The organism is Spiribacter halobius (assembly GCF_020883455.1).
Lineage (GTDB): Bacteria > Pseudomonadota > Gammaproteobacteria > Nitrococcales > Nitrococcaceae > Sediminicurvatus > Sediminicurvatus halobius.
In genome coordinates this window covers 3,134,524-3,149,468 of sequence record NZ_CP086615.1, presented here as the reverse complement: position 1 = coordinate 3,149,468, position 14,945 = coordinate 3,134,524, and the positions used below count along the sequence as shown (strand labels likewise).

At 68.2% G+C, this 14,945-nt stretch carries 27 protein-coding genes; all 27 read left to right on the top strand.

Going from position 1 to position 14,945, the window contains the following annotated elements:
* Positions 1–20 precede the first annotated feature (20 nt).
* A complete protein-coding gene (rplB, locus tag LMH63_RS14835) occupies positions 21–845 on the top strand; it encodes a 50S ribosomal protein L2 (RefSeq protein WP_109679308.1) in 825 nt (274 codons plus the stop codon).
* Between the two features lie 20 nt (positions 846–865).
* A complete protein-coding gene (gene rpsS / locus LMH63_RS14830) occupies positions 866–1,141 on the top strand; it encodes a 30S ribosomal protein S19 (RefSeq protein ID WP_109679309.1) in 276 nt (91 codons plus the stop codon).
* Between the two features lie 3 nt (positions 1,142–1,144).
* A complete protein-coding gene (rplV, locus tag LMH63_RS14825; protein ID WP_109679310.1) occupies positions 1,145–1,477 on the top strand; it encodes a 50S ribosomal protein L22 in 333 nt (110 codons plus the stop codon).
* A 13-nt stretch (positions 1,478–1,490) separates the two neighbouring features.
* Positions 1,491–2,177: a 30S ribosomal protein S3 gene (gene rpsC / locus LMH63_RS14820; protein ID WP_109679311.1), complete on the top strand. Its 687-nt coding sequence runs from the start codon at positions 1,491–1,493 to the stop codon at positions 2,175–2,177.
* Between the two features lie 22 nt (positions 2,178–2,199).
* Positions 2,200–2,613 (top strand): 50S ribosomal protein L16, encoded by a 414-nt coding sequence (gene rplP / locus LMH63_RS14815; protein WP_109679312.1) that lies wholly within the window; start codon positions 2,200–2,202, stop codon positions 2,611–2,613.
* Entirely contained in the window at positions 2,613–2,816 is a 204-nt protein-coding gene (rpmC, locus tag LMH63_RS14810; protein WP_109679313.1) for a 50S ribosomal protein L29, read from the top strand. Before rplP ends, rpmC begins: the two co-directional genes overlap by 1 nt.
* Positions 2,813–3,076 (top strand): 30S ribosomal protein S17, encoded by a 264-nt coding sequence (gene rpsQ, locus LMH63_RS14805; protein WP_109679314.1) that lies wholly within the window; start codon positions 2,813–2,815, stop codon positions 3,074–3,076. The genes rpmC and rpsQ overlap by 4 nt, the downstream gene beginning before the upstream one ends.
* Before the next feature lie 55 nt (positions 3,077–3,131).
* The gene (rplN, locus tag LMH63_RS14800) at positions 3,132–3,500 is read left to right on the top strand and encodes a 50S ribosomal protein L14 (RefSeq protein ID WP_109679315.1); all 369 of its coding nucleotides are present in this window, start codon (positions 3,132–3,134) and stop codon (positions 3,498–3,500) included.
* 3 nt (positions 3,501–3,503) lie between these two features.
* Complete coding sequence (rplX, locus tag LMH63_RS14795; protein WP_109679316.1) at positions 3,504–3,818, top strand: 50S ribosomal protein L24; 315 nt, start codon at positions 3,504–3,506, stop codon at positions 3,816–3,818.
* A 9-nt stretch (positions 3,819–3,827) separates the two neighbouring features.
* Positions 3,828–4,367, top strand: a complete 540-nt coding sequence (gene rplE / locus LMH63_RS14790; RefSeq protein WP_109679317.1) for a 50S ribosomal protein L5 — start codon at positions 3,828–3,830, stop codon at positions 4,365–4,367.
* Between the two features lie 12 nt (positions 4,368–4,379).
* On the top strand, positions 4,380–4,685 hold the full coding sequence (gene rpsN / locus LMH63_RS14785) for a 30S ribosomal protein S14 (protein ID WP_109679318.1): 306 nt from the start codon (positions 4,380–4,382) through the stop codon (positions 4,683–4,685).
* A 46-nt stretch (positions 4,686–4,731) separates the two neighbouring features.
* Positions 4,732–5,127 (top strand): 30S ribosomal protein S8, encoded by a 396-nt coding sequence (gene rpsH, locus LMH63_RS14780; protein ID WP_109679319.1) that lies wholly within the window; start codon positions 4,732–4,734, stop codon positions 5,125–5,127.
* Between the two features lie 18 nt (positions 5,128–5,145).
* Positions 5,146–5,682, top strand: coding sequence for a 50S ribosomal protein L6 (gene rplF / locus LMH63_RS14775; protein ID WP_109679320.1), 537 nt, complete (start codon positions 5,146–5,148; stop codon positions 5,680–5,682).
* Positions 5,683–5,753: 71 nt separating this feature from the next.
* A complete protein-coding gene (gene rplR, locus LMH63_RS14770; protein WP_109679321.1) occupies positions 5,754–6,107 on the top strand; it encodes a 50S ribosomal protein L18 in 354 nt (117 codons plus the stop codon).
* A 17-nt stretch (positions 6,108–6,124) separates the two neighbouring features.
* A complete protein-coding gene (gene rpsE, locus LMH63_RS14765; RefSeq protein ID WP_109679322.1) occupies positions 6,125–6,625 on the top strand; it encodes a 30S ribosomal protein S5 in 501 nt (166 codons plus the stop codon).
* A gap of 2 nt (positions 6,626–6,627) precedes the next feature.
* The gene (gene rpmD, locus LMH63_RS14760) at positions 6,628–6,816 is read left to right on the top strand and encodes a 50S ribosomal protein L30 (RefSeq protein WP_109679323.1); all 189 of its coding nucleotides are present in this window, start codon (positions 6,628–6,630) and stop codon (positions 6,814–6,816) included.
* Positions 6,817–6,818: 2 nt separating this feature from the next.
* Entirely contained in the window at positions 6,819–7,253 is a 435-nt protein-coding gene (gene rplO / locus LMH63_RS14755; RefSeq protein WP_109679324.1) for a 50S ribosomal protein L15, read from the top strand.
* A 1-nt stretch (position 7,254) separates the two neighbouring features.
* Entirely contained in the window at positions 7,255–8,598 is a 1,344-nt protein-coding gene (gene secY / locus LMH63_RS14750) for a preprotein translocase subunit SecY (RefSeq protein WP_373317863.1), read from the top strand.
* Between the two features lie 181 nt (positions 8,599–8,779).
* Positions 8,780–8,896, top strand: coding sequence for a 50S ribosomal protein L36 (gene rpmJ / locus LMH63_RS14745; RefSeq protein ID WP_109679325.1), 117 nt, complete (start codon positions 8,780–8,782; stop codon positions 8,894–8,896).
* Positions 8,897–8,990: 94 nt separating this feature from the next.
* Positions 8,991–9,347 (top strand): 30S ribosomal protein S13, encoded by a 357-nt coding sequence (gene rpsM / locus LMH63_RS14740; protein WP_109679326.1) that lies wholly within the window; start codon positions 8,991–8,993, stop codon positions 9,345–9,347.
* A gap of 40 nt (positions 9,348–9,387) precedes the next feature.
* Positions 9,388–9,777, top strand: coding sequence for a 30S ribosomal protein S11 (gene rpsK, locus LMH63_RS14735; RefSeq protein ID WP_109679327.1), 390 nt, complete (start codon positions 9,388–9,390; stop codon positions 9,775–9,777).
* A gap of 16 nt (positions 9,778–9,793) precedes the next feature.
* Positions 9,794–10,414: a 30S ribosomal protein S4 gene (rpsD, locus tag LMH63_RS14730; RefSeq protein ID WP_109679328.1), complete on the top strand. Its 621-nt coding sequence runs from the start codon at positions 9,794–9,796 to the stop codon at positions 10,412–10,414.
* A gap of 90 nt (positions 10,415–10,504) precedes the next feature.
* Complete coding sequence (locus tag LMH63_RS14725) at positions 10,505–11,503, top strand: DNA-directed RNA polymerase subunit alpha (protein ID WP_109679329.1); 999 nt, start codon at positions 10,505–10,507, stop codon at positions 11,501–11,503.
* 14 nt (positions 11,504–11,517) lie between these two features.
* Positions 11,518–11,922, top strand: coding sequence for a 50S ribosomal protein L17 (gene rplQ, locus LMH63_RS14720; RefSeq protein WP_109679330.1), 405 nt, complete (start codon positions 11,518–11,520; stop codon positions 11,920–11,922).
* A 312-nt stretch (positions 11,923–12,234) separates the two neighbouring features.
* Complete coding sequence (locus LMH63_RS14715) at positions 12,235–12,942, top strand: SAM hydrolase/SAM-dependent halogenase family protein (RefSeq protein WP_109679331.1); 708 nt, start codon at positions 12,235–12,237, stop codon at positions 12,940–12,942.
* Between the two features lie 361 nt (positions 12,943–13,303).
* Entirely contained in the window at positions 13,304–13,558 is a 255-nt protein-coding gene (locus LMH63_RS14710) for a DUF6489 family protein (protein ID WP_109679332.1), read from the top strand.
* Positions 13,559–13,872: 314 nt separating this feature from the next.
* Positions 13,873–14,853: a malate dehydrogenase gene (locus tag LMH63_RS14705; protein ID WP_109679333.1), complete on the top strand. Its 981-nt coding sequence runs from the start codon at positions 13,873–13,875 to the stop codon at positions 14,851–14,853.
* The last annotated feature ends 92 nt before the right edge of the window (positions 14,854–14,945 follow it).

Here is a 14,945-nt window from a genome sequence, read left to right as displayed (position 1 = left end):
AGGCGAACGGGACGAACACCATGGCACTTCGCAAGGCGAAACCGACCTCCCCGGGCCGCCGCTTCGTGGTCCAGACCACGGAGAAGCAGCTGCACCGGGGCGAGCCGTACGCGCCCCTGGTGCGCAAGCTCGGCAAGAGCGGCGGTCGCAACAATCAGGGCCGCATCACCACGCGGCACATCGGCGGCGGCCACAAGCGCCGCTACCGCGAGATCGACTTCCGCCGCGACAAGGACGGCGTCCCCGGCGTGGTGGAGCGCCTGGAGTACGATCCGAACCGGAGCGCGCATATCGCGCTGGTGCTTTATCGCGACGGCGAGAGGCGGTATATTATCGCGCCCCGCGGGATCGAGACGGGCCGGGAGATCCGTTCCGGCACCAACGCCCCGATCAAGCCGGGCAACGCGCTGCCCCTCCGGAACATCCCGGTTGGTACCCAGGTGCACTGTGTCGAGCTGCGGCCCGGTAAGGGGGCGCAGATCGCGCGCTCTGCCGGCGCCGGTGTGCAGCTGGTGGCCCGCGAGGGCGCCTACGCAACGCTGCGCCTGCGCTCCGGCGAGATGCGCAAGGTGCTCTCCGAGTGCCGCGCCACGGTGGGCGAGGTGGGCAACAGCGAGCATGCGCTGCGCTCCCTCGGCAAGGCCGGGGCGACGCGCTGGCGCGGCAAGCGGCCGACGGTGCGCGGCGTGGTGATGAACCCGGTGGACCATCCGCACGGCGGCGGCGAGGGCCGGACCTCCGGCGGCCGTCATCCGGTGACCCCGTGGGGCATCCCCACGAAGGGCCACAAGACGCGCAGCAACAAGCGTACCGATCAGTTCATCGTGCGCCGGCGGAAACGTTAACGACTAGAGGTGGGTGAACCGTGCCACGCTCGATTCGCAAAGGGCCGTTCGTCGACACCCATCTGCTGAACAAGGTTCGGCAGGCGGCGGAGGCCAACAGCAAGCGGCCGATCAAGACCTGGTCGCGCCGTTCGATGGTGGTCCCGGAGATGGTGGGTCTGACCATCGCGGTGCATAACGGGCGCCAGCACGTGCCCGTGCTGGTGAACGAGAACATGGTCGGCCACAAGCTCGGCGAGTTCGCGGCGACGCGGACCTTCAAGGGCCACGCGGCCGACAAGAAGGCGAAGAGGTAAGTCATGGAGACGGCGGCCAGGCTTCGGTTCGCGATCATCTCGCCGCAGAAGGCGCGGCTCGTGGCCGACCAGATCCGCGGCCTGCCGGTTGCGCGGGCGCTGGAGATTCTCGAGTTCAGCCCGCGCAAGGCGGCCCGGGTGATCCGCAAGGTGGTGGATTCGGCCATTGCAAACGCCGAGCACAATGCCGGCGCGGACATCGACGAGCTGCGCATTGCTCGCGTGTTCGTCGACGAGGGGCCGACGTACAAGCGCGTTCAGCCTCGGGCCAAGGGCCGAGCCAATCGCATCCTGAAGCGCACCAGCCACATCACCGTGGCGGTGGCCGAGGACTGACAGGGGTTACCGAATGGGTCACAAGGTTCATCCGACGGGTTTCCGGCTCGGGATCACCGAGGACTGGCGCTCCATGTGGTACGCCAACAGCGCCGATTTCGGTGACTATCTGGCGACGGATCTGAAGATCCGGGACTACATCAAGCAGCGCCTGTCCCACGCGTCCATCAGCCGCATCCGCATCGAGCGCCCGGCGAAGAACGCGCTGATCACGATCCACACGGCGCGGCCGGGCATCGTGATCGGCAAGAAGGGCGAGGACATCGACCGCCTGCGCCGGGACCTCAGCAAGCGGATGGGTATCCCGGTGCACGTCAACATCGAGGAGATCCGCAAGCCGGAGCTCGATGCGCAGCTCGTCGCCGAGAACGTGGCCCAGCAGCTGGAGCGTCGCATCATGTTCCGCCGCGCCATGAAGCGCGCGGTGGGTAACGCCATGCGCCTCGGCGGCCAGGGCATCAAGATCCAGGTGGGCGGGCGCCTCAACGGCGCCGAGATCGCCCGCAGCGAGTGGTACCGCGAGGGCCGCGTGCCCCTGCATACCCTGCGCGCGGACATCGACTACGGCTTTGCCGAGGCGAAGACCACCTACGGCGTCATCGGCGTGAAGGTGTGGATCTTCAAGGGCGAGATCCTCGACGCCGACACCGCCCCGCGCGGCACCGGTCAGGCCCCGGGCAAGCGCGCCGCGGCGCGCTGAGCCGGGAGGTAAGGAGTCAGACATGCTTCAGCCCAAGCGCACGAAGTTCCGCAAGCAGCAGAAGGGCCGCAACAACGGCCTGGCGACGCGCGGCGACAAGGTGAGCTTCGGTGAGTTCGGCCTCAAGGCGACCACCCGCGGTCCGGTGACCGCGCGCCAGATCGAGGCCGGCCGCCGGGCGATCAACCGCCACGTCAAGCGTGGCGGCAAGATCTGGATCCGGATCTTCCCGGACACCCCGATCACGTCCAAGCCCCTCGAGGTCCGCCAGGGCAAGGGCAAGGGCAACGTCGACCACTGGGCGGCCAAGGTCCAGCCCGGCCGGGTGATCTACGAGATCGAGGGCGTGTCCGAGGATGTCGCCCGGGAGGCCTTCCGCCGTGCGGCGGCGAAGCTCTCGGTGCAGACCACATTCGTGCAGCGGACGGTGATGTGATGAACGCAAGCGAGCTTCGCGGCAAGGGCGTGGCCGATCTGAACCAGGAGCTGCTGGAGCGGCGCAAGGAGCAGTTCAACCTGCGCATGCAGCAGGCCACCGGCCAGCTCTCGCGCCCCGATCAGATGCGCAAGGTCCGCCGCGACATCGCGCGGATCAAGACCGTGCTCAACGAGAAGATCAAGGCAGGCGAGACGTCATGAGTGAGCAGAAGGCCGTCAAGCGGACCGTAAACGGGCGCGTGGTCAGCACCAAGATGGACAAGACCATCACCGTGGCGGTGGAGCGCATGGTGCAGCATCCGCTGTACGGCAAGTTCGTCCGCCGCACCACCAAGCTGCACGCGCACGACGCCGACAACGCCTGCCAGCCGGGTGACTGGGTGGCGGTGGAGGAGTGCCGCCCGCTGTCCAAGCGCAAGTCCTGGCGGCTGGTGGAGATCCTGGAGCGCGGCGCGCAGTAGTCCGGCGGCGGCCTCGGGGCCGCGCCGTCAAACGGATACGAGAGAGTCGATCACCATGATTCAGATGCAGACGCTGCTCGGCGCGGCGGACAACAGCGGGGCGCGGGAAGTCCAGTGCATCAAGGTGCTGGGCGGTTCCAAGCGCCGCTACGCCGGGATCGGGGACATCATCAAGGTGAGCGTCAAGGACGCCATCCCCCGTGGCCGGGTCAAGAAGGGTGAGGTGTACAACGCCGTGGTGGTGCGCACCAAGCGTGGCGTGCGCCGCCCGGACGGGTCGCTGATCCGCTTCGACGGCAACGCGGCGGTGCTGCTGAACAACCAGCTGCAGCCCATCGGCACCCGCGTGTTCGGCCCGGTCACCCGCGAGCTGCGTACCGAGCGGTTCATGCGCATCATCTCGCTCGCCCCGGAGGTGCTGTAAGTCATGCGCAAGATCAGGCAGGGCGATGAGGTCATGGTCATCGCCGGCAAGGACAAGGGCCGCCGCGGCCGCATCACCCGCGTGATCCCGGAGAAGGACCGCGTGGTGGTGGAAAACGCGAACATGGTGAAGAAGCACCGCCGGGCCAATCCGCAGTCCGGCGAGTCCGGCGGCATCGTCGAGATGGAGATGCCGCTGCACCGCTCCAACGTCGCGATCTACAACCCGAAGACCGGCAAGGCCGATCGGGTGGGGATCCGCGAGGAGGACGGCCGCAAGGTGCGCTTCTTCAAGTCCAACAACGAACTCATCGACTAGGGTGCCGTGATGGCGAGGCTGCGTGAGCAATACCGGACGGACGTCGTCCCTGCACTGACCGAGCGCTTCGAGTACGGCAACCCGATGCAGGTGCCGCGGCTCGAGAAGATCGTGATCAACATGGGCCTCGGCGAGGCCGTGCGCGACAAGAAGGTCCTCGACAACGCCGCCGACGACCTGGCGCGGCTGTCCGGGCAGAAGCCCGTGATCACCTATGCGCGCAAGTCCGTGGCCGGATTCAAGATCCGCGAGGGCTGGCCGATCGGCGCCAAGGTGACGCTGCGCCGGGACCGCATGTACGAGTTCCTGGACCGGCTGGTGAACGTCGCCGCGCCGCGCATCCGCGACTTCCGCGGCTTCTCGCCGCGCTCGTTCGACGGCCGTGGCAATTACAACGTAGGTGTGCGCGAGCAGCTCATCTTCCCGGAAATCGAGTACGACAAGGTCGACATGACCCGGGGGATGGATATCTCCATCGGCACCACGGCGAAGACCGACGAGGAAGCGATGGCCCTGCTCGAGGGTTTCGGCTTCCCGTTCCGCAAGTAGAGAGGGTCGGAAATGGCAAAGGTTTCCATGGTGGAGCGGGAGCGCAAGCGCGAGCGCCTGCGCCGCAAGTACGCCGCCAAGCGCGCGGAGCTCAAGGAGATCATCCGCAGCCCCGCCTCGTCCGACGAGGAGCGGGTCGCCGCCCAGGAGCAGCTGCAGAACCTGCCGCGGAACTCGAGCCCGACGCGCGGGCGCAACCGCTGCAACATCTCCGGGCGCCCGCGCGGCTACTACCGCAAGTTCGGGCTGGCGCGGAACATGCTCCGCCAGGCCGCGATGCGCGGCGAGATCCCCGGCCTGAAGCTGTCCAGCTGGTAAGCGCAGCGGGCACGGGCAACCAGGCAAGGAACCAGGTGACGCGAACATGAGCATGACCGATCCCATCGCGGATATGCTGACCCGCATCCGCAACGGGCAGTCCGCCGAGAAGTCGGAGGTCACGATGCCCTCCTCGAAGCTGAAGGCGGCCATCGCCCGGGTGCTGAAGGACGAGGGCTACATCCACGATTACCGGGTGGAGGGCGAAGACAGAAAGCCCCGTCTGGTGGTGGAGCTGAAGTACCACGAGGGCCGTCCGGTCATCGAGGAGATCCAGCGCGTCAGCCGTCCTGGCCTGCGCCGATTCGAGGGCAAGCGCTCGCTGCCGCGCGTGCGCGGCGGCCTCGGCACCGCGATCATCTCCACCTCCCAGGGCGTCATGACCGACCGGGCCGCACGCGATGCGGGCCACGGCGGTGAAGTGCTCTGCGTGGTGTTTTAACGACGGGATCCAGGCGTCATGTCCAGAGTAGCGAAAAACCCGATTGCGCTCCCCAAGGGTGTCGAGGTGACCATCGACGCCAAGCGGGTGATCACCGTCAAGGGCTCCAAGGGCGAGCTCAGCCACACCATCCATCGCTGGGTGGATGTCACCGAGGGTGAGGGCGAGCTGCGCTTCGCCGCCAACCAGGACCGCCAGGAGGCGGTGGCCCTGGCCGGTACCACCCGGGCGCTGGTGAACAACATGGTCCACGGCGTGACCCAGGGCTTCGAGCGCCGGCTTCAGCTGGTGGGCGTGGGCTACCGCGCCCAGGCCCAGGGCAAGAACGTGAGCCTGACCCTCGGCTTCTCGCATCCGGTGGACCATCCGGTCCCGGACGGGGTGACGGTGGAGACCCCGAGCAACACCGAGGTGGTGGTCAAGGGTATCGACAAGCAGCTGGTGGGCGAGACGGCGGCGAAGATCCGCGCCTATCGCCCGCCGGAGCCCTACAAGGGCAAGGGCGTGCGCTACGCCGACGAGCGCGTGGTGATGAAGGAAGCCAAGAAGAAGTAACGCCGGCCGGCGGGCCGGGCCGCACACCGCGGCCACGGTGCCGGAGGCGTCTTAGCGAGGTTGATTGGGCGATGGACAAGAAGGCGGCACGACTGCGGCGGGCGCGACGCGCCCGCGCCAAGATCCGGGAGCTCGGGACGGTGCGGCTGACCGTGCACCGCACTCCGCGGCACACATACGCACAGGTGATCTCGGCCGATGCCGACCGCACCCTGGCGACCGCCTCCACGCTGGAGAAGAGCGTGCGCGGCGATCTCGCCAGCGGCGGCAACGTCGAGGCGGCGAAGGCCGTGGGCCGCGCCATTGCCGAGCGCGCCGCGGCGGCAGGGATTACCCAGGTGGCGTTCGACCGCTCGGGGTTCCGCTACCACGGGCGTGTCCAGGCGCTCGCCGATGCGGCCCGCGAGGCCGGACTGAAGTTTTAACCAGGGGCACATAGGCTATGGCGACGAGCGACGTTAGCGGTGAGGGTCTTCGCGAGAAGCTCATCACCATCAACCGCGTGGCCAAGGTGGTGAAGGGCGGCCGCCAGTTCGGCTTTACCGCGCTGACCGTGGTCGGCGACGGCGAGGGCCGGGTTGGCTTCGGCTATGGCAAGGCGCGTGAGGTGCCGCTGGCGATCCAGAAGGCGATGGAGAAGGCGCGGCAGAACATGCGCCCGGTGAACCTCAGCGGGCCGACCCTGCAGTACCCGCTCACCGCCAATCATGGCTCGAGCAAGGTGTTCATGCAGCCCGCCTCCGAGGGCACCGGCATCATCGCCGGCGGCGCCATGCGCGCCGTCTTCGAGGTGGTGGGCGTGCAGGACGTGCTCGCCAAGGCGATCGGCTCGCGCAACCCGGTGAACGTGGTGCGCGCGACCATCAAGGCCCTCAGCGACTACCACTCGCCCGAGGAAGTCGCCGCCAAGCGCGGCAAGACCGTCGAAGAGATCCAGGCCTGATCATGACCGCCAAGAAGCAGCTCCGCGTGACCCTGGTGCGCAGCCTCTCCGGGCGGGTCGCCGCCCATCGGGCCTGCGTCGCCGGGCTCGGCCTGCGGCGGATGCACCACTCCGTCGTCGTCGCCGACACCCCCGAGAACCGGGGGATGATCAACAAGGTCTCCTACATGCTGGCCGTGGAGGAAGCGTGACCATGCGCCTGAATACACTCCGTCCGGCACCGGGCAGCCGCCCCGGCGCGACGCGCGTCGGCCGTGGCTCGGGCTCCGGGCTCGGCAAGACCGCGGGCCGCGGCGTCAAGGGCCAGAAGTCCCGCAGCGGCGGCTTCACCAAGGTGGGCTTCGAGGGCGGCCAGATGCCGATGCAGCGGCGGGTGCCGAAGATCGGCTTCCGCTCGCGCAAGAGCCGCTTCGCCGCCGAAGTGCGCCTTGGGGAGCTCAACCACGTCCAGGGCGATACCGCCGATCTGCTGAGCCTGAAGCAGGCCGGCATCGTGCCGCAGCAGGCGCGCACGGCGAAGGTCATTGTCTCCGGCGAGCTGACGCGCCCGCTCACGGTACGCGGCGTGAAGGTGAGCGCCGGCGCCCGCGCCGCCATCGAGCAGGCCGGCGGCAAGGTCGAGGGCTAGCGTGGCTCGCAGCGCCGCCAGCATGGGCGCCCTCGGGGGCATCGGCCGGCTGACCGAGGTCCGCCAGCGGCTGACCTTCGTGCTCATCGCGCTGGTGGTGTACCGCCTGGGTGCGCACATCACCATCCCCGGGATCGACCAGGCCGCGCTCGCGCAGATGTTCGAAGCCCAGGCCGGCACTATCCTGGACATGTTCAACATGTTCTCGGGCGGTGCCCTGGGGCGGCTGTCGTTGTTCGCGCTCGGGGTGATGCCCTATATCTCCGCGTCCATCATCATGCAGCTGATGAGCGCGGTGGTCCCCTCCCTGCAGCAGCTGCGCAAGGAGGGCGAGCAGGGCCGGCGGCAGATCACCAAGTACACCCGCTACGGGACGCTCGCCCTGGCGCTGTTCCAGGGCATCGGCATCACCGTGGCGCTGCAGAACCAGGGCGTGGTGCTCAACCCGGGGCCGAGCTTCGTGTTCATCGGCACGGCGACGCTGGTCACCGGCACTATGTTCCTGATGTGGCTCGGCGAGCAGATCACCGAGCGCGGCATCGGCAACGGCATCTCGCTGATCATCTTCGCCGGCATCGTCGCCGGCCTGCCGGCGGCGCTCGGCGGGACCCTCGAGCTCACCCGCACCGGGGAGCTCGGCATTCCGACGGTGCTGCTGCTGGCCGTGATGGCGCTGGGGGTGATCTGGTTCATCGTCTTCATGGAGCGCGGTCAGCGCCGGATCACGGTGAACTACGCCCGGCGCCAGCAGGGGCGGAAGATGTACGCGGCGCAGTCCAGCCATCTGCCGCTAAAGATCAACATGGCCGGTGTCATCCCGGCGATCTTCGCCTCCAGCATCATCCTGTTCCCGGCTACCCTCGGCCAGTGGTTCGGGTCGGTGGACAGTCTGGCGTGGATGCAGCGCCTCGGGCAGAGCCTGAGCCCCGGGCAGCCGCTCTACATCGCGTTCTACGCGGTGGCGATCATCTTTTTCTGCTTCTTCTACACGGCGCTGGTGTTCAACGCGCGGGACACGGCGGACAACCTGAAGAAGTCCGGCGCGTTCATCCCCGGGATCCGCCCCGGCGAGCAGACGGCCCGCTACATCGACAAGGTGATGACGCGGCTGACCCTGGTGGGCGCGGCCTACATCACCGCGGTCTGCCTGCTGCCGGAGTTCCTGATCCTGTACTGGAACGTGCCGTTCTACTTCGGCGGCACGTCGCTGCTGATCATCGTGGTGGTGGTGATGGACTTCATGTCCCAGCTGCAGGCGCACCTGGTGTCCCACCAGTACGAGCCGCTGATGAAGAAGGCCAACCTGACGGCGCACAAGCGCCCGGGCGGGGGGATGCTGCGGTGATGAGGTGATGGAGTGATGGAGTGATGAGGTAATTGGGCTTCATGACCTCATCACTTCATCACCCCATTACCTCATCACTGGAACCATCGTCACCTCGCCAAGGCGTGCAACGCCGACGGCGCTCTGGTATGCTTCGCGCCCTTTTGCGGGCGCCGCAACGATTTTTGTCGGAGACAGAACGATGAAGGTACGTGCTTCGGTCAAGAAGATCTGCCGCAACTGCAAGGTGATCAAGCGCCGCGGCACCGTGCGCGTCATCTGCACGACGGACGCGCGGCACAAGCAGCGGCAGGGCTAGCCGGAGCCGGCCCTTCTGCCTTGAACATGAAGTGGAATTCCCGCTAAACTAGCGGGTTTCCGCGGGAAATCGATTCATTCGGGAGACTCGGCTCATGGCCCGTATTGCTGGCGTCAATATTCCCGCCAACAAGCACACGGTGATCGCGCTCACCTCGATCTACGGCGTCGGGCGCACGCGCGCCGCGAAGATCTGCAGCGACGCCGGCATCGCGCCGGAGCGCAAGGTGCGCGAGCTCACCGACGAGGAGCTCGAGCGCGTGCGCGCCGAGATCGGCAAGTACCCGGTCGAGGGCGATCTGCGGCGGCAGGTGGCCATGGACATCAAGCGGCTGATGGATCTCGGCTGCTATCGCGGCATCCGTCATCGCCGCGGCATGACGGTCCGCGGCCAGAAGACCCGTACCAACGCGCGCACCCGCAAGGGCCCGCGCCGCGCAGTGACCCGCTAGGCATTCAGCGTCGGCCCGGACGAGAACAGGACAGAACAGCATGGCGAAGCCAACCACCCGTACCCGCAAGCGCGCCCGGCGCACGGTCGTTGACGGGATCGCGCACATCAACGCGACCTTCAACAACACCATCATCACCATCACCGATCGCCAGGGCAACGCGCTGGCCTGGGCGAGCTCCGGCGGCAGCGGCTTTCGCGGCTCGCGCAAGAGCACGCCCTTCGCCGCGCAGGTGGCCTCGGAGCGCGCCAGCGAGGCGGCCAAGGACTACGGCCTGAAGAACCTCGAGGTGCGGGTGAAGGGCCCCGGCCCGGGCCGCGAGTCCGCGGTGCGCGCGCTCAACAACGCCGGCTATCGCATCACCAATATCGAGGACGTGACGCCGATCCCGCACAACGGCTGCCGTCCGCCCAAGAAGCGTCGCGTCTGAGCAGAGGGAACCCGGAATGGCCAGATATATCGGACCGACCTGCAAGCTCGCCCGGCGCGAGGGCACGGATCTCTTCCTGAAGAGCGGCGTGCGCCCGCTGGACAGCAAGTGCAAGCTGGATACCCCGCCCGGTCAGCACGGCCAGCGCCGTACCCGCATCTCGGACTACGGGCTGCAGCTGCGCGAGAAGCAGAAGGTTCGCCGCATCTACGGCGTGCTGGAGCGCCAGTTCCGCAACTACTACGCGGAGGCGGACCGGCGCCGCGGCAACACCGGCGAGAACCTGCTGCGGCTGCTCGAGTGCCGGCTGGACAACATCGTCTACCGCATGGGCTTCGCCTCCACCCGCGCCGAGGCGCGGCAGCTGGTGGCCCACCGTGCGGTGACCGTCAACGGCCGGGTGACCAACATCCCGTCGGCCCAGGTCAGCCCCGGCGACACCGTCGGCATCAAGGAAAAGGCGCAGAAGCAGCTGCGCGTCCAGGCGGCCCAGGAGATGGCCCAGCAGAACGGTTTGCCGCAGTGGGTCGAGGTGGATGAGAAGGCGTTCCAGGGCACGCTGAAGCAGCTCCCGGACCGGGCCGATCTCTCCGCCGAGATTAACGAGCACCTGATCGTCGAGCTGTACTCGAAGTAAGCGCCGCGGGCGGCGTGATGCCGCCGGTCGGTGGCGCCCGATTCCCTACGTCTGGAGTGCGGCTGCTGCGCACAGAGAGGTTTCCGATCCATGCAGGGTCAGTTCAAGGATTTCCTTAAGCCCCGCGTCGTCGACGTGGACGCGGTCAGTGACAAGCGCGCGCGCGTCACGCTGGAGCCGCTCGAGCGCGGCTTCGGCCATACCCTGGGCAACGCGCTGCGGCGTGTGCTGCTCTCCTCCATGCCCGGCTTCGCGGTCACGGAGGTGGAGATCGAGGGTGTGCTGCACGAGTACACCGCCATCGAGGGTGTGCAGGAGGACGTGGTCGACATCCTGCTCAACCTGAAGAATCTCGCGGTGCGGCTGCACTCGAAGGAAGAGGCCACGCTTCGGCTCTCCAAGAAGGGGCCGGGCGCGGTGACCGCCGGCGATATCGAGGCCGACCACGACGTCGAGGTGAAGAACCCCGAGCTCGTGATCGCCAACCTCACCAAGGCCGGCGAGCTCACCATGACGCTCACGGTCTCCAAGGGGCGCGGCTACGAGCCGGCCACCGCCCGTGAGCGGGACGAGGAGCGCGCCATCGGCCATCTGGCCCTGGACGCGACCTACAGCCCCGTGCGCCGCGTGGCCTACAACGTCGAGAGCGCCCGCGTGGAGCAGCGCACCGACCTCGACAAGCTGGTGATGGACATCGAGACCAGCGGCGTCATCGAGCCGGAGGAGGCGATCCGCTTCGCCGCCGGCCTGCTGCGGGACCAGCTCTCGGTGTTCGTCGACCTCGAGGGCGGCGAGAGCGCCGACGAGCCGAGCCGCAAGGAGCCGGAGGTGGACCCGATCCTGCTGCGTCCCATCGACGACCTCGAGCTCACGGTGCGCTCAGCCAACTGCCTGAAGGCCGAGAGCATCCACTACGTGGGTGATCTGGTGCAGAAGACCGAGGTGGAGCTGCTGAAGACGCCCAACCTCGGCAAGAAGTCTCTGAACGAAATCAAGGAGGTGCTCGCCCAGCACGGACTGCAGCTGGGCATGCGCCTGGAGAACTGGCCGCCGGCCGGTCTTGAGGACCGGGACCGGGCGACGGGCTAAAGGAAAGACGAGTCATGCGCCATCGCAAATCCGGACGCAAGCTGAGCCGCACGAGCAGCCATCGCCAGGCCATGTTCCGCAACATGTCCGCGTCGCTGTTCGAGCATGAGGCCATCCGAACCACCCTGCCGAAGGCGAAGGAGCTGCGCCGGGTCGCCGAGCCGCTGATCACCCTCGCCAAGGAGGACTCGGTGGCCAACCGCCGGCTCGCCTTCTCGCGCCTGCGCGACCGCGGCGTCGTGACCAAGCTCTTCGAGGAGCTCGGCCCGCGCTACCGAGAGCGCCCGGGCGGTTACCTGCGCGTGCTGAAGGCCGGTTTTCGCCCCGGCGACAACGCCCCCATGGCCTTCGTGGAGCTGGTGGATCGCCCCGAGGCCGAGGAGCCGGAAGCAGAGCCAAAGCAGGCCGAGGCCTCCTGAGCCCCGGCCGCACCGCGACACGAGGAGCCGGGCCGAGTGCCCGGCTTTTTTGTCCGCCCACTCCGTGGAAGTGGGATTCGTCACTTCCAGGCGGACAGGGTTCAACACAACGACACCACGGACACAACGCTACACTACGGAGAATCAATTTCTGGCGGAGACTGCCGCCAAAGCGCTGCTGCCCGATCCAGTGTCATCGTCTTCCCCGTCGTGAACCGTTGTGCCCGTGGTGTCGTTGTGTTGAATCTCCTCTTCAACAGGGACGGCCTGGGGCCGTAACGGCGCCCTGGTTCCTGGCAAGGGGGTGCGCTGATGATTCTGCTGTTCACCGATTTTGGCTGGCAGGGGCCCTACGTCGGGCAGATGAAGGCCGCCATCGCGGCGCGGACGACCACCGTGCCGGTGGTGGACCTGATGCACGACACGCCGGCCTTCCGGCCGGTGGAGGCGGGGCTGCTGCTGGCGGCGCTGACGCCGCGGCTGCCGCGGCGCTCGGTGACCGTGGCGGTGGTGGACCCCGGCGTCGGCGGGGAGCGGCGGGCGCTGATGGCGCGTAGCCGCGGCCGCTGGTTCGTCGGTCCGGATAACGGCCTGCTCGCGCCCCTGCTGGAGGCGGACGACCTCCACGTCTGGTCCCTCGCCGTGCCCGACGGGGCGGCCCCCACGTTCCACGGCCGCGACGTCTTCGCCCCGGCGGCGGCCGAGCTCGCCATTGGCCACATGCCAACGGGCGCCACCGGCGTCACCGACTGGGTCCGCCCGAAGGCGGACCGCCAGCGCGTCATCTACATCGATGCCTTCGGCAACGTCATGACCGGCCTGCGCGAGCAGGATCTGAGCGGCCGCGCGCCAGCGCCCGCCGGCACCGCCCTGCCCGGGGCCCGCACCTTCTGCGACCAGCCTCCGGGCACCCCCTTCTGGTATCCGAACTCCTCGGGCCTGGTGGAGATCGCCGTCAATCAGGGCAGCGCCGCCGAGCACTTCCGCCTCGCCGTCGGCGACCCCATCCCGCTCGCGTAGGTCGGCATCCGCCGCAGGCGGACGCCGACATCCCGGGTCTGCGGTGCTGGCACGGGATTGCCCCGCCCTGAACGCGCCGGGGTTCATCCGCGACGAAGGCTGCTGCGGCACGGTTCGTGGCACGGGCGGATCGGTCGCCCACGCTGACGCTGCCCCGGTGGGTGGTGGGCGGGGAGTGGCCCCCTCTCCCGGGACCCTCTGCGGCAGGGATGCCGCAGCGGAGCCTCCCACCGGCGTAGGTCGTGCAGCGCCGCAGGCGCTGTCCGACGTTCTCCGGCCGGCCTGGCATTGGGACGTCGCACGCGGCTGCGCCGCGCACGACCTACAATGGGGCGACATTCACGCCGACACCGAGGCCCGTATGCGCATCAAGGTCGATCTCGACACCACGCCCGAGGAGCTGCGCCGCTTCTTCGGCCTGCCCGACGTCCAGCCACTGCAGGAGGAGGTCATGAAGCGCATGCGCGAGCGCATGCTGGAGGGCCTCGACCAGTACGATCCCGCGGCGCTGTTCCGCCAGGTAATGGGCCCCAGCGCCCCCGGCTTCGAGAGCCTGCAGAAGGCCTTCTGGGACGCCTTCAGCCAGAGCCAGGGCAAGGACGACAAGGAACGGTAGCTCGCGAACCGCCGCGTCCTTGTCCGGCACGCGCCCGTGTCCCGGCGTGTTTTCTCAACACGGCGACACCACGGGCACAACGGGACACAACGCGGGAAGGGAAATTCGGAACGTCCGGGCAGCTCCGGACCCTGCGGCCCGTTGTGAACCGTTGTGTCCGTGGTGTCGTTGTGTTTGAGCCGGCGGTCGTTACGGACCGCGACAGCCCATCCGGCTGGCAGACCCCCGGCCTAAGCCGTCTGCTACAATGCCGCGCGTTCGCGGCGGTGCACCACGCGTCGCGCGTCAAAAACAGGCAATCGGGAGGTTTCCCCATGAAGGCACCTGTTCGCGTAGCGGTCACCGGCGCCGCAGGCCAGATCGGCTACAGCCTGCTGTTCCGGATCGCGGCGGGCGACATGCTCGGCCCGGATCAGCCCGTCATTCTCCAGCTGGTGGAGATCCCGCCGGCCATGGACGCCGTGCAGGGCGTGGTGATGGAGCTCGAGGACTGCGCTTTCCCGCTGCTCCACGGCCTGCACGCCACCGACAAGGCCGAGGAAGGGTTCAAGGACGCGGACTACATCCTCCTGGTCGGCGCGAAGCCGCGCGGCCCGGGCATGGAGCGCAAGGACCTGCTCGAGGCCAACGCCGCCATCTTTTCCGCCCAGGGCAAGGCCATCAATGACGTCGCGAGCCGCAGCGTGCGCGTGCTCGCGGTGGGCAACCCGGCCAACACCAACGCCCTCATCGCCCAGCACAACGCCCCGGATATCGACCCCGGCCAGTTCACGGCGATGACCCGCCTGGATCACAACCGGGCTCTTGCACAGCTCGCCAACCGTACGGGCAGCCATGTCACCGACATCCGTCAGATGACGGTCTGGGGCAACCACTCCGCCACCCAGTATCCGGACATCAGCCATGCCACGGTGAAGGGCCAGGCCGCGAGCGAGCTGGTGGACCGGGCCTGGCTGGAGGAGACCTTCATCCCCACCGTGCAGCAGCGGGGCGCCGCCATCATCAAGGCCCGTGGCCAGTCCAGCGCCGCCTCGGCCGCGAGTGCCGCCATCGACCACATGCGCGACTGGACCCTGGGCACGCCGGATGACGACTGGGTGAGCATGGCCATCACCTCGGACGGCAGCTACGGCATCAGCGAGGGGCTGATCTATTCCTTCCCCGTGCGCTGCCGCAACGGTCACTACGAGATCGTCCAGGGCCTCACCATCGACGACTTCTCCCGGGAGCGCATGCGGGCGACCGAGCAGGAGCTCAACGAGGAGCGCGACGCGGTGAAGCACCTGCTGCCGTAACGGCAGTCATCGCCGCATCCAGGGCCGCCCCCGGCACCGCCGCGGGCGGCCTTTTCGTATCCGACACTCCCGTGGGAGCGGTCGGAGACCGC